At 40.5% G+C, this 12855-nt stretch carries 11 protein-coding genes; all 11 read left to right on the top strand.

Annotation, left to right across the window (positions count from 1 at the left end):
• Positions 1–108: 108 nt before the first annotated feature.
• Positions 109–2769: a magnesium-translocating P-type ATPase gene (gene mgtA, locus WKI23_RS01765; RefSeq protein WP_368078744.1), complete on the top strand. Its 2661-nt coding sequence runs from the start codon at positions 109–111 to the stop codon at positions 2767–2769.
• Between the two features lie 135 nt (positions 2770–2904).
• Positions 2905–3303: a transcriptional regulator Spx gene (gene spx, locus WKI23_RS01760; protein ID WP_000591165.1), complete on the top strand. Its 399-nt coding sequence runs from the start codon at positions 2905–2907 to the stop codon at positions 3301–3303.
• Positions 3304–3368: 65 nt separating this feature from the next.
• Positions 3369–3938: an SP0191 family lipoprotein gene (locus tag WKI23_RS01755; RefSeq protein ID WP_368078743.1), complete on the top strand. Its 570-nt coding sequence runs from the start codon at positions 3369–3371 to the stop codon at positions 3936–3938.
• Positions 3939–4024: 86 nt separating this feature from the next.
• Entirely contained in the window at positions 4025–4291 is a 267-nt protein-coding gene (locus WKI23_RS01750) for an IreB family regulatory phosphoprotein (RefSeq protein WP_000507059.1), read from the top strand.
• 3 nt (positions 4292–4294) lie between these two features.
• Positions 4295–4714 carry a Holliday junction resolvase RuvX gene (gene ruvX / locus WKI23_RS01745; protein WP_004239076.1) on the top strand — a complete coding sequence of 140 codons (420 nt, stop codon included), beginning with the start codon at positions 4295–4297 and terminating at the stop codon, positions 4712–4714.
• Between the two features lie 15 nt (positions 4715–4729).
• Positions 4730–5035: a DUF1292 domain-containing protein gene (locus tag WKI23_RS01740; protein ID WP_000017620.1), complete on the top strand. Its 306-nt coding sequence runs from the start codon at positions 4730–4732 to the stop codon at positions 5033–5035.
• A gap of 255 nt (positions 5036–5290) precedes the next feature.
• Positions 5291–6541 carry a folylpolyglutamate synthase/dihydrofolate synthase family protein gene (locus tag WKI23_RS01735; protein ID WP_368078742.1) on the top strand — a complete coding sequence of 417 codons (1251 nt, stop codon included), beginning with the start codon at positions 5291–5293 and terminating at the stop codon, positions 6539–6541.
• Positions 6542–6629: 88 nt separating this feature from the next.
• A complete protein-coding gene (locus tag WKI23_RS01730) occupies positions 6630–7088 on the top strand; it encodes an SP_0198 family lipoprotein (protein ID WP_368078741.1) in 459 nt (152 codons plus the stop codon).
• A 296-nt stretch (positions 7089–7384) separates the two neighbouring features.
• Positions 7385–8917 (top strand): cardiolipin synthase, encoded by a 1533-nt coding sequence (gene cls / locus WKI23_RS01725; protein ID WP_368078740.1) that lies wholly within the window; start codon positions 7385–7387, stop codon positions 8915–8917.
• Between the two features lie 254 nt (positions 8918–9171).
• Positions 9172–10710: a damage-inducible protein CinA gene (locus WKI23_RS01720; protein ID WP_368078739.1), complete on the top strand. Its 1539-nt coding sequence runs from the start codon at positions 9172–9174 to the stop codon at positions 10708–10710.
• Positions 10711–10829: 119 nt separating this feature from the next.
• A partial coding sequence (nrdD, locus tag WKI23_RS01715; RefSeq protein WP_368078738.1) for an anaerobic ribonucleoside-triphosphate reductase occupies positions 10830–12855 on the top strand: 2026 nt, incomplete at its 3' end.

Below are 12855 nucleotides of genomic sequence, written 5' to 3'. Positions count from 1 at the left end.
TCCGGAACCGCACATACACAGCCAATCGCTGATTTGTGTCGTTCTGCCCTTATAAAGTGATTGGTCTCTGTGTATGAAACACATCATTCATACAGATAGGAGAAACCAATGAAAACTACAAAAGAAAGATTAGCAACAGCTATTCATACATCTTTAAACGAAACTCTATCTTTTTATAAGACAAGTCTAACAGGCTTGACTGAGGAACAAGTCGAACAAAATCGTAACCTCTATGGCGACAATGTGATTACCAAAGGCCAAGAAGATTCGATTTTGAAAAAGATTTACGAATCAATCATCAATCCTTTTACAATCATCTTGCTGGTTATCGCCGTGATTTCCTTAGTGACCAATGTCTGGTTGGCAAAACCAGGTCAGGAAGATCCGACGACTTCCATTATCATCGTTGTCCTAGTCCTCATTTCTGGAGGCATTCGATTTATCCAAGAACTTCGCAGTGATAAGGCAGCCACCAATCTTTCAAAAATGATTGTCAACACAGCGACTGTCATTCGTCAAGGAGAAATCCAAGAAGTACCTATCGATGACTTGGTAGTGGGTGACGTGGTTAAATTAAGCGCTGGAGACATGATTCCAGCAGACCTTCTTTTATTTGAGTCGCGCGATTTCTTTGTCCAACAGTCTGGCTTGACAGGCGAAAGTGATTCTGTTGAAAAATTGGCCTTGACCAAGGCAACAGTGCAACAATCTGATAGTCTGCTCGAAGCCGAATCCTTGGCTTTTATGGGAACCAATGTCTTGTCTGGTAGTGCCAAGGCTGTGGTTTTGGCGGTTGGTGATGATACCATGATGGGGGCCATTGAGCAGACTCTAAACACATATGACGAGCCTACTTCGTTTGAACGAGAGATGAATAGTATCTCTTGGCTCTTGATTCGCTTGATGTTGGTCATGGTGCCCATCGTTTTCTTGTCCAATGGTTTAACAGATGGAGATTGGTTAGAAGCTGGTGTATTTGCCTTGAGTGTGGGTGTCGGGCTTACACCTGAGATGCTTCCTATGATCATCACGGCCAGTCTAGCAAAAGGTTCTATTATCATGGCCAAGGAAAAAGTGGTTATCAAGAAACTCAATGCCATACAGGACTTAGGGGCAATTGATATTTTGTGTACAGATAAGACAGGAACTCTAACCCAAGACGAAATTGTCCTTGAATATCCCTTGGACATCCACGGACGCTTGGATTTGACTGTCTTGAGACGAGCTTATCTCAATTCTTATTTTCAAACTGGCTTGAAAAATTTGATGGACCGTGCCATTATCAGTAGAACTGAAAAAGAAGCTAAAGAACACGCTATTCTACAAAATTTGGATACTAGCTTCCAAAAAATCGATGAACTTCCATTTGACTTTGAACGTAGACGGATGAGTGTCATCGTCAAGGATGAGAACGAAGTTGTTAGTTTGGTAACCAAGGGTGCCCTAGAGGAAATGCTTGCGATTTCCAGTCATGCGGAATACCAAGGAGTGATTACTCCCTTGACAGATGCTATTAGAGAGGAAATATTAGCAGAAGTCAGACAACTCAATCAACAAGGTTTGCGTGTCTTGGGAGTGGCTTATAAGTCAGGTTTGAGGGAAGAACATGCCTATACAGTTGATGACGAAGGGGACATGATTCTAACTGGTTATTTAGCCTTCCTAGATCCACCAAAACCATCTGCTGCACCAGCAATTAAGGCTTTGTTAGAACATGGAGTTCAAACAAAGATTTTAACGGGAGACAACGAAAAGGTTACCCAAGCAGTCTGTGAAAAGGTTGGTTTGGATATCAATCAGATGCTGTTGGGATCTGAAATTGATCAGATGAGTGATCAAGAATTGGCCCAAGCCGTAGAGGAGGTAACTGTCTTTGCCAAACTTTCTCCTGACCAAAAAGCAAGGATTATTTTGCAATTTAAGGCTAATGGTCATGCTGTCGGCTATATGGGAGATGGAATCAATGATGCTCCTTCTATGAAAGTTGCAGATGTGGGGATTTCTGTTGATACAGCAGTAGATATTGCCAAAGAAACAGCTGATGTTATCCTACTTGATAAGGATCTCATGGTGCTTGAAAAAGGACTTGTTGAAGGGCGTAAGGTCTATGCCAATATGACCAAATATATCAAGATGACGGTCAGTTCTAATTTTGGAAATATTTTATCCCTATTGGTCTCTGGAATCTTTTTACCATTTTTACCAATGGCACCAGTTCATTTGATTATCCTAAATCTAGTCTATGATTTGTCTTGTATCTCCTTGCCTTTTGACAAGGTGGACAAAGATTTTTTGAGAAATCCGCATACCTGGGAAGCCAAGTCTATCACACGCTTCATGGTCTGGATGGGGCCTATCTCTTCTGCCTTTGATATTTTGACCTTCATTTTGCTTTATTTTATCATTGTACCCATGACGACAGGTCATGCCTATGTTCATGGAGCAGAGTCGGCCGTAGGATTTATTGTCTTGTTCCAGACAGGTTGGTTTATCGAGTCCATGTGGTCACAAACTATGGTTATCCATATGTTGCGTTCAGCCAAAATTCCTTTTTTACAAAGTCGTCCAGCTTGGCTAGTCCTTGTGACAACCTTATTGGCTGCAGCCTTTGTGACCTTCCTTCCCTATAGTCCACTCGCAAGCCTACTTCATCTCACTCCTTTAAAACCGATTTATTTCATCTTTTTACTTTTCATCATCATTTTGTATATGATTAGCGTGACAATTGTGAAAAAAATCTATATCAAAAAATATCAAGAATGGCTGTAAATTTCATTTTGTCAAGAAAAAAGTACGAAAATGACGAAAAAAATCAAAAAAATTTAAAAATAGGTCGCAAGTCGGATGTTTTTTATGGTATAATAGACTAAACTGATAGTAACATGTAGCGAAAGGGGTAGGTACATGATTAAAATTTATACAGTCTCAAGTTGTACTAGCTGTAAAAAAGCAAAAACCTGGCTCAATGCCCACCAGTTAAGTTATAAAGAACAAAACCTTGGTAAAGAAGGAATTACGAGAGAAGAATTACTGGATATTCTAACCAAAACAGATAATGGAATAGCCAGCATCGTTTCATCTAAAAATCGCTATGCCAAAGCCCTCGGAGTGGATATTGAAGATTTGAGTGTCAATGAAGTCCTCAATCTGATTATGGAGACACCGAGAATTTTAAAGAGCCCAATCCTTGTGGATGAAAAACGCCTGCAGGTTGGCTACAAGGAAGACGATATTCGTGCCTTCCTACCACGCTCTGTCCGTAATGTAGAAAATGCAGAAGCACGTTTGCGTGCAGCTCTATAAACATCAAGGCTGGGAGCAATTCCCAGTCTTATTCTATTTTAATCTCAAAAAGAAAGAAGAAAGAAATGAAAAAAATAGTTCTTGTTACTCTAGCTTTCCTTTTTGTCCTGGTTGGTTGCGGACATAAAAAAGAAACTGGACCAGCTACAAAAACAGAAAAGGATACGCTTCAGTCGGCATTGCCAGTTATTGAAAATGCTGAGAAGAATACAGTTGTAACCAAGACTTTGGTTTTGCCCAAGTCAGATGATGGCAGCCAGCAAACCCAAACTATTACTTATAAAGACAAGACTTTTTTGAACCTAACCATTCAACAAAAGCGTCCAGTCTCAGATGAGTTGAAGACCTATATTGACCAACATGGTGTGGAAGAAACTCAAAAAGCTCTCCTTGAGGCGGAGGAGAAGGATGAGTCTATCATTGAAGCTCGTAAATTGGCAGGCTTCAAGCTTGAAACCAAATTATTGAGTGCAACAGAACTTCAAACAACGACTAGTTATGATTTTCAAGTTTTGGATGTCAAGAAGGCTTCTCAGTTAGAATATTTGAAGAACATTGGTTTAGAAAATCTTTTGAAAAATGAACCAAGCAAATATATTTCAGACAGATTGGCAAATGGCGCGACAGAACAATAGAAAATCCAAATAAATAGACTGCCTGAATTGTAGAACGTAAGGAATTATGCTATAATGGTACTATTCTAAGGAAAGAGGGTGTTAGAATGGGATTTACTGAAGAAACAGTACGTTTTAAATTGGACGATTCCAATAAAAAAGAAATTAGCGAAACTCTGACTGATGTTTATGCTTCGTTGAACGATAAGGGCTACAACCCGATTAACCAAATCGTAGGTTACGTATTGAGTGGAGACCCTGCCTACGTTCCTCGTTATAATAATGCACGAAATCAAATCCGTAAATATGAGCGCGATGAAATCGTTGAAGAATTGGTCCGCTACTACCTTAAAGGACAAGGAGTCGATCTATAACCTATGAGAATTATGGGATTGGACGTCGGTTCAAAAACGGTAGGGGTAGCTATTAGCGATCCGCTCGGTTTTACAGCTCAAGGGCTTGAAATCATCCAAATCAATGAGGAGCAAGGCCAATTTGGTTTTGACCGCGTTAAGGAGTTGGTTGATACTTATAAGGTGGAACGATTTGTAGTGGGCTTGCCTAAAAACATGAACAATACAAGCGGACCGCGCGTGGAAGCTAGTCAAGCATACGGAGCAAAGCTAGAAGAGCTTTTTGGTTTACCAGTAGACTATCAAGATGAACGCTTGACAACAGTGGCTGCTGAGCGTATGTTGATTGAACAAGCAGATATCAGCCGTAACAAGCGTAAGAAAGTCATTGATAAGTTAGCAGCTCAGCTGATTTTACAAAATTATTTAGATAGAAAATTTTAATATAAAGGAGAGGCTATGTCACACGATCATAACCACGATCACGAAGAACGTGAACTAATCACACTAGTAGATGAGCAAGGAAACGAAACCTTGTTTGAAATCCTTTTGACGATTGATGGAAAAGAAGAATTTGGTAAAAACTATGTTCTCCTAGTACCAGTTAACGCAGAAGAAGACGAAGACGGACAAGTTGAAATCCAAGCTTACTCATTCATCGAAAACGAGGATGGAACAGAAGGTGAATTGCAACCAATCCCAGAAGACTCAGAAGACGAATGGAACATGATTGAAGAAGTCTTCAATAGTTTTATGGAGGAGTAAACACGTCCTGTGGACGTGTTTAGCCCTGCGCCAGAAATTAGAAACGCAGGCAGTCTGGGAGACGTTTTTAGCCCAGTTCCTTAAAATAAGAGAGAACTGGTAAGTCCGGGGGACGTTTTTAGCCCACGTTAATATTTATAGTAGCTAGTTATTAGCTAACCAGGTAAGAGGTTGGGACGAAAATCCTGACCTCGTTTTTTGTTATCTACGGAATTTTGCTAGGTAATTGATTAGACTTTTGTCAAGGAGATGTGTATGTTTGAAGTAGAAGAATGGCTTCATAGTCGGATTGGTTTGAATTTTCGATCAGGTTTGGGCCGAATGCAGCAAGCGGTGGATTTGTTAGGAAATCCTGAGAAGTCTTATCCTATTATCCATGTAACAGGTACTAATGGAAAAGGTTCTACCATTGCTTTTATGAGGGAGTTATTTATGGGGCATGGTAAAAAAGTCGCGACCTTTACCTCCCCTCATATCGTCTCCATCAATGACCGAATCTGCATTAATGGGCAACCTATAGCAGACGCAGACTTTATCCATTTAGCTGAGCAAGTCAAGGAGATGGAAAAGACGCTTTTGCAAACTCATGACCAGTTGTCCTTTTTTGAATTGATGACCTTGATTGCTTTTCTCTACTTTAGGGAGCAAGCGGTGGATTTGGTTTTACTAGAAGTGGGAATTGGTGGTTTACTTGACACGACCAATGTGGTAACTGGAGAGATTGCTGTTATCACCTCCATCGGGCTTGATCATCAGGAGACTTTGGGCGATAGTCTGGAAGCAATCGCAGAGCAGAAAGCTGGTATTTTCAAGGCTGGTAAGAAGGCAGTGATTGCCAAATTGCCTCCAGAAGCTAGGCTTGTTTGTCAGAAAAAAACAGCCTCTTTAGCTGTTGACCTTTATCAGGCAGGTCAGGATTTTTCAATGTTGAATGGCGATTTTTCAAGTTCTTTACTAAATCTTTCACAGTTGAAAATAGGCTTGGAAGGAGCTTATCAGCAGGAAAATGCGGCCTTGGCGTTGCAAACTTTTCTTCTTTTTATGGGAGAAGGAAAGGAAGTTGTTGATGAGCAGGCTGTAAGAAAGGCCTTGAAACAGACCCATTGGGCTGGTCGCTTGGAGCGTATTTGCCCACAGATTTATTTGGATGGAGCGCATAACCTCCCTGCCTTGACTCGCTTGGTTGAGTTTATCAAAGAAAAAGAGCAGGAAGGTTATCGTCCTCAAATCCTATTTGGAGCCTTGAAACGGAAGGATTATCAAGGGATGTTGGCTTATCTGACTGAAAATTTGCCTCAGGTGGAACTCAAGGTGACCGGCTTTGACTATCAAGGTTCTTTGGACGAGACAGATGTAACAGGTTACCATGTAATTCCCTCTTACCGAGAATTTATTAGCGATTTTGAAGAAAGAGCCGATACCCAGGATTTGTTGTTTATCACAGGATCTCTCTATTTTATCTCAGAAGTACGGAGTTACCTACTGGACCATGAGCATATAAATTGACCACCTTTTTTGAACTTGTTATACTAGATGAATTGCTGGCTAAGAAAAAATCTATTTCTCTAGCATGGCAAGAGAAAGGACATTTATTATGACATTCAAAACAGCAGCACTTTCTATTGTTGCTTTAGCGAGTGTATCTTTGCTAGTTGCTTGTTCCCAAAGAACACAACCAGTTCAACAGCCTGTGGCTCAGCAGCAGGTCCAACAACCTGCTCAACAGAATACCAATACTGCAAATGCAGGGACTAACCAAAATCAAGCAGCTCCAGTACAAAGCCAACCTGTTGCTCAACCGACCGATATTGATGGAACTTATACTGGTCAGGATGAAGGAGACCGTATCACTTTGGTAGTGACTGGTACAACTGGTACATGGATACAGGTAGAAACTGATGGGGATCAGAAAGTCAAACAGGTCACATTTGATGCAGCAAATCAACGCATGATTATTGGCGATGATGTCAAAATTTACACTGTAAACGGTAATCAAATCGTCGTAGACGATATGGATAGAGACCCATCGGACAAAATCATTTTAACTAAATAAGATTATGCAAGTAGAAAGAGCTGGATTTTTCAGCCTTTTTACTTTTACCTAGAAAATAATCATAAATACTTGCCTTCTGTCTAATACCTGAGTTATACTAGTATCAATTACCTGTTTTTAGCATTCATACTCTTCGAAAATCTCTTCAAACCGCGTCAACGTCGCCTTGCCGTATATATGTGACTGACTTTGTCAGTCTTATCTACAACCTCAAAGCGGTGCTTTGAGCAGCCTGCGGCTAGTTTCCTAGTTTGCTCTTTGATTTTCATTGAGTATCAAAATATCAAGGAGGGGATATGAAATATAGGAAATTTCAATTATTGATGTCCAAGTATGGCTTTAGTCTTTCGATTATGCTACTTGAACTTTGTCTGGTTTTTGGTCTTTTTCTTTATTTAGGACGCATGGCTCCCATTTTATGGATTACTGTCCTCATTCTACTGAGTATCATCACAATCATTTCGATAGTCAACCGTAATACGACTCCTGAGAATAAGGTAACCTGGTTATTAGTAGCCTTTGTGCCAGTATTTGGCCCCTTGCTCTATCTGATGTTTGGTGAGAGGCGATTGTCCAAAAAAGAAATCAAACAACTGAAGAAGCTAGGCTCCATGCATTTCCAAGAAGCAAAAAGCCAGCTACTAAAAGAGGAATTAAAAGAAAGTGACAAGGCAGCTTATGGCGTCATCAAGTCCTTATTGAGTATGGATACCAATGCCGATGTCTATGATCAAACTGCCTCTACATTTTTTCCTAACGGAGAAGCTATGTGGAAAAAGATGGTAGAAGACCTTAAAAAGGCTGAGAAATTTATTTTCTTGGAATATTACATTATAGAAGAAGGTTTGATGTGGAATCGTATTCTAGAAATCTTGGAGCAAAAGGTTGCTCAAGGAGTTGAGGTTAAACTGCTCTATGATGATATTGGCTGTATGGCTACTTTAACAGGAGATTATGCTCATCGACTTCGTCAGCTGGGCATCGAGGCCCATAAATTCAATAAAGTTATTCCCCGTTTAACAGTAGCCTATAATAACAGAGATCATAGAAAAATATTGATTGTTGATGGTCAGATAGCCTATACTGGTGGGGTCAATCTGGCAGATGAGTACATTAACCACGTCGAGAGATTTGGTTATTGGAAGGATAGTGGAATTCGCTTGGACGGACTAGCAGTAAAAGCCCTGACACGTTTGTTTTTAACGACTTGGTACATCAATCGTGGGGAAATTAGTGATTTTGATCAATATCATTTAGAAAATCATTCTATCCCAAGTGACGGTTTAACCATTCCATACGGGAGTGGACCCAAGCCAATTTTTCGAACGCAGGTAGGGAAAAAGGTTTATCAGAGTTTGATCAATCAAGCAACTGAATCGGTCTATATTACGACACCTTATTTGATTATAGATTATGATTTAACAGAGACAATCAAAAATGCTGCTATGAGAGGGGTCGATGTTCGGATTGTCACCCCTTACATACCAGATAAGAAGTTCATTCAGTTAGTCACAAGAGGCGCTTATCCAGATCTTCTTTCTGCTGGAGTTCGGATTTATGAGTATAGTCCGGGTTTTATTCATAGTAAGCAGATGTTGGTAGACGAAGATTTTGCGGTAGTGGGGACAATCAATCTCGACTACCGGAGCTTGGTACACCATTATGAAAATGCAGTCTTGCTCTATAAAACTCCTTCTATAATGGAAATTGCCCGAGATTTTCAAAATATATTTGCAGATTCTCAGGAAGTCTATCCTCATTCTATCAAAACGAGCTGGTATCAAAAGCTTGTAAAAGAAATCGCCCAGTTATTCGCCCCAATCTTATAAGAAAAAGAGGACTTAGGATACAAACAAGTCCTCTTTTTCTTGCCTTTTACGAATAAGAAGATGTAGGAGGACAGATGCTGACTCAGAAAGAATTGGATTATATCATAACATTTAAACAGACACATTTACACCGCTTTCGGGAAATTGAAACCTTTGTGAAACTATGCAAAAAATCACTCAAACAGCCATCGCAAGCTGACAATCCTAGGACTTTTTGATATACTAAGACAGATAAATTGAATAGGAGAAACGATATGAGTGTGTATGGTAGAGTAGAAGAAGTTCATCAGGAGAATCGTGAACCTCTAGAATACCAAATCGAACAAGAATCGCATCATCGTGAATCAAGTCGTCTTCCTTTGGTAAAAATTTTACTATGGAGTACGCTTGTAACAGGGATAACTCTAGGAGTACCGCTATTACTCGATTTAATGAGTGTACAAGAAGTGCAGGATTTTTATGCAGGTTGGGCTCTTCATCAGACAGGGAAGATTTACAGCGACTATTATGGAAGTCAAGGTTTGCTTTATTATTTGCTGACTTATGTAACTCAGGGCGGATTTTTCTTTGCCATCTTTGAGTGGTTAGCCTTGGTAGCAGGAGGATTTTTCCTTTTTAGATCAGCGGACACCTTGACAGAGCAAGGAGATCAAGCTGGACAAGTGGTGACTATTTTTTATATGCTAGTTACAGGTCTTGCTTTTGGTGGAGGTTATGCGACTCTTTTAGCGCTTCCCTTCTTATTCGCGGCCTTTAGTTTAGTTGCGGCTTATCTAAGCAATCCAAGACATGACAAGGGATTTGTACGGATTGGGCTTGCTTTGGCGAGCGGATTTTTCTTTGCTCCCTTGGCATCGCTCCTGTTTATTGCTGTAGTGAGTTTAGGCTTGTTGGTCTTTAACCTTGGGCATAGACGTTTTGCACATGGATTTTATCAGTTTCTTGCAGTGGCTTTAGGTTTTTCACTTATCTTTTATCCAACTGCCTACTATAGTGTTGCAACAGGAAGTTTTGGGGATGCCATTAGTGGTATTCGCTATCCCATTGACAGTATTCGCTTTGATTTCACTTCTAAAATTTTAGAGAATATGGCTTTTTATGGCTTGTTGTCTCTTGGTTTGGGATTTGTGGTTTGTATCTTTTTAGGTCTCTTTCAATCTAAACCCTCTAAACTATACGTCATTTCGGTTCCTGCAAGTCTTGTGACAATTTTAGGTTTGATTTTACTTTTCTTTTCACAAGAGCCTGTGCACGCTTCTTATTTGATGGTCGTCTTCCCTGTTTTCCTACTTTTATTGGTAACCAATATTAAGAGTCAACAGAGGGGGCGTAGTGTTAGACGAAGACGAAGAGAAACGCCAGTTAGCCTATGGAGTCGTTTCTTCAAAGGAAATCTATATCTGCCAGTTTTAGGGCTTGTCTATCTTTTGACTGTTCCCTTTTTGATGAAGTTTGTCCTTTATCCAGTACCTTATCAAGAACGTAATCGTCTTGCTGATTTGGTAAAAGAGGAGACAAGTAGGGAAGATGCTATCTATGCATGGGATGATACTGCAACTCTTTATCGTAAGAGTGAGCGCTTGTCGCCATCGGCTATTTTGTCCCCGTTGCACTATACAGCAACTGAGGAAAATCGGAATAAGCTACTCAATGACTTGAAAGAAAATCAACCCAAGCTGATTGTGGTGAACGACAAGGTGGCGCTCTGGTCTGAAGTGGATAGCTTGCTCAAAGAAAATTACCAACCAGTAAAGACTGATTACTCAGAGTTTAAAGTCTATAAAATTAAATAACTAAATCAATATCTTGTGTATTTTTAAAAATTTTAGGATTTTTACCACAAGATATTGATTTTTCTTTTTAGAGTGGTATAATACTTTTTAGAAAGAACATTTTAGAAAAGAGCATGAATATGATTGCACTAGAAGAAAAAATTACAACCTTACCAACTCTCTTCGTCGAGAAACGAGATGGGAGACGTGTTGTATTTGATGTGGACAAGATTGACAAGGCTCTCCACAAGGCGGCAGACAAGGTTATGGATGTGACACCCTTGGTCGAAAAACGCCTCAATGCTCTGACCGAGCGAATTGTCACAGAAATTCATAGTCGCTTTCCACAGGGGGTTAAGATTTACGAAATTCAAAATATTGTAGAACATGAACTCCTTGAAGCCAAAGAATATGCGCTGGCTGAGGAGTATATTACTTATCGGACACAAAGGGATTTTGAGCGCTCAAAAGCGACAGATATTAACTTTAGTATCCATAAACTACTCAACAAAGACCAGGCAGTTGTCAATGAAAATGCCAATAAAGACAGCGATGTCTTTAATACCCAGCGTGATTTGACAGCAGGGATTGTTGGGAAATCAATCGGACTGCAAATGCTTCCTAAGCACGTAGCCAATGCCCACCAAAAAGGGGATATCCACTATCACGATTTGGACTACAGCCCTTATACACCTATGACCAACTGCTGTTTGATTGATTTTAAAGGTATGTTGGAAAATGGTTTTAAGATTGGAAATGCAGAGGTAGAAGGTCCCAAGTCTATCCAGACTGCGACAGCTCAGATTTCCCAAATTATCGCCAACGTTGCTTCTAGCCAGTACGGTGGCTGTTCAGCTGACCGTATCGATGAAGTTTTGGCGCCTTATGCAGAGAAGAACTATCAAAAACATCTCAAAGATGCAGAAGAATGGGTCTTGCCTGAAAAACGGGAAGATTATGCTTGGAAGAAAACCCAAAAAGACATCTATGATGCCATGCAATCTCTCGAGTATGAAATCAACACCCTCTTCACTTCAAATGGACAAACACCTTTTACTTCACTAGGTTTTGGTCTGGGAACCAGTCGTTTTGAGCGGGAAATTCAAAAAGCTATCTTAAACATCCGAATCAAGGGACTTGGTTCAGAACACCGCACAGCTATCTTCCCTAAACTTATCTTCACGCTTAAAAGAGGACTCAACTTAGAAGAAGGGACTCCCAACTACGACATTAAGCAGTTGGCTCTTGAGTGTGCAACCAAGCGGATGTACCCAGATGTTTTGTCCTATGATAAAATTGTTGAGTTGACAGGTTCTTTCAAGGTTCCTATGGGTTGCCGTTCGTTCCTTCAAGGATGGAAGGATGAAAATGGCGTAGAAGTCAATTCAGGTCGCATGAATCTAGGTGTTGTGACGGTTAACCTGCCTCGTATTGCTCTTGAGTCTGAGGGCGACATGAATAAGTTCTGGGAAATCTTCAACGAGCGTATGAATATCGCTGAAGATGCTCTGGTTTACCGTGTCGAACGAACTAAAGAAGCGACGCCAGCAAATGCTCCTATCCTCTATCAATACGGTGCTTTTGGCCATCGTCTAGGTAAAGAAGAAAGTGTTGACCAGCTCTTTAAGAATCGTCGTGCAACCGTTTCGCTTGGTTACATCGGTTTGTACGAGGTAGCGACAGTCTTCTTTGGTAACAGCTGGGAAAGCAATCCAGATGCTAAGGAATTCACGCTAGACATCATTCGCGATATGAAACGCCGTGTAGAAGAGTGGTCAGACCAATATGGCTACCATTTCTCCATTTACTCAACACCGTCTGAAAGCTTGACAGACCGTTTCTGTCGATTAGATACAGAGAAGTTTGGCTCTATTCCTGATATCACAGACAAGGAATACTACACCAACTCTTTCCACTACGATGTTCGTAAAAATCCAACACCGTTTGAAAAATTGGACTTTGAGAAAGTCTATCCAGAAGCGGGTGCGTCAGGTGGTTTCATCCATTATTGTGAGTATCCAGTCCTCCAGCAAAATCCTAAAGCCTTGGAAGCTGTCTGGGATTATGCTTATGACCGTGTGGGTTATCTTGGAACCAATACTCCAATAGACCGTTGCTACAAGTGTGACTTTGAAGGGGATTTTGAACCAACTGAGAGAGGATTTG

Source organism: Streptococcus pseudopneumoniae, assembly GCF_038148955.1.
Lineage (GTDB): Bacteria > Bacillota > Bacilli > Lactobacillales > Streptococcaceae > Streptococcus > Streptococcus pseudopneumoniae_T.
The sequence above is the reverse complement of the archived record's forward strand: the minus strand, read 5'-3'. Positions and strand labels throughout refer to the sequence as shown.

Bases quoted from the DNA above. Each gene is read 5' to 3' on its own strand.
- WKI23_RS01755 (WP_368078743.1), top strand. From the start codon at position 3,369: ATGAAAAAAATAGTTCTTGTTACTCTAGCTTTCCTTTTTGTCCTGGTT.
- ruvX (WP_004239076.1), top strand. From the start codon at position 4,295: ATGAGAATTATGGGATTGGACGTCGGTTCAAAAACGGTAGGGGTAGCT.
- mgtA (WP_368078744.1), top strand. From the start codon at position 109: ATGAAAACTACAAAAGAAAGATTAGCAACAGCTATTCATACATCTTTA.
- WKI23_RS01730 (WP_368078741.1), top strand. From the start codon at position 6,630: ATGACATTCAAAACAGCAGCACTTTCTATTGTTGCTTTAGCGAGTGTA.
- cls (WP_368078740.1), top strand. From the start codon at position 7,385: ATGAAATATAGGAAATTTCAATTATTGATGTCCAAGTATGGCTTTAGT.
- spx (WP_000591165.1), top strand. From the start codon at position 2,905: ATGATTAAAATTTATACAGTCTCAAGTTGTACTAGCTGTAAAAAAGCA.
- WKI23_RS01740 (WP_000017620.1), top strand. From the start codon at position 4,730: ATGTCACACGATCATAACCACGATCACGAAGAACGTGAACTAATCACA.
- WKI23_RS01720 (WP_368078739.1), top strand. From the start codon at position 9,172: ATGAGTGTGTATGGTAGAGTAGAAGAAGTTCATCAGGAGAATCGTGAA.
- WKI23_RS01750 (WP_000507059.1), top strand. From the start codon at position 4,025: ATGGGATTTACTGAAGAAACAGTACGTTTTAAATTGGACGATTCCAAT.
- WKI23_RS01735 (WP_368078742.1), top strand. From the start codon at position 5,291: ATGTTTGAAGTAGAAGAATGGCTTCATAGTCGGATTGGTTTGAATTTT.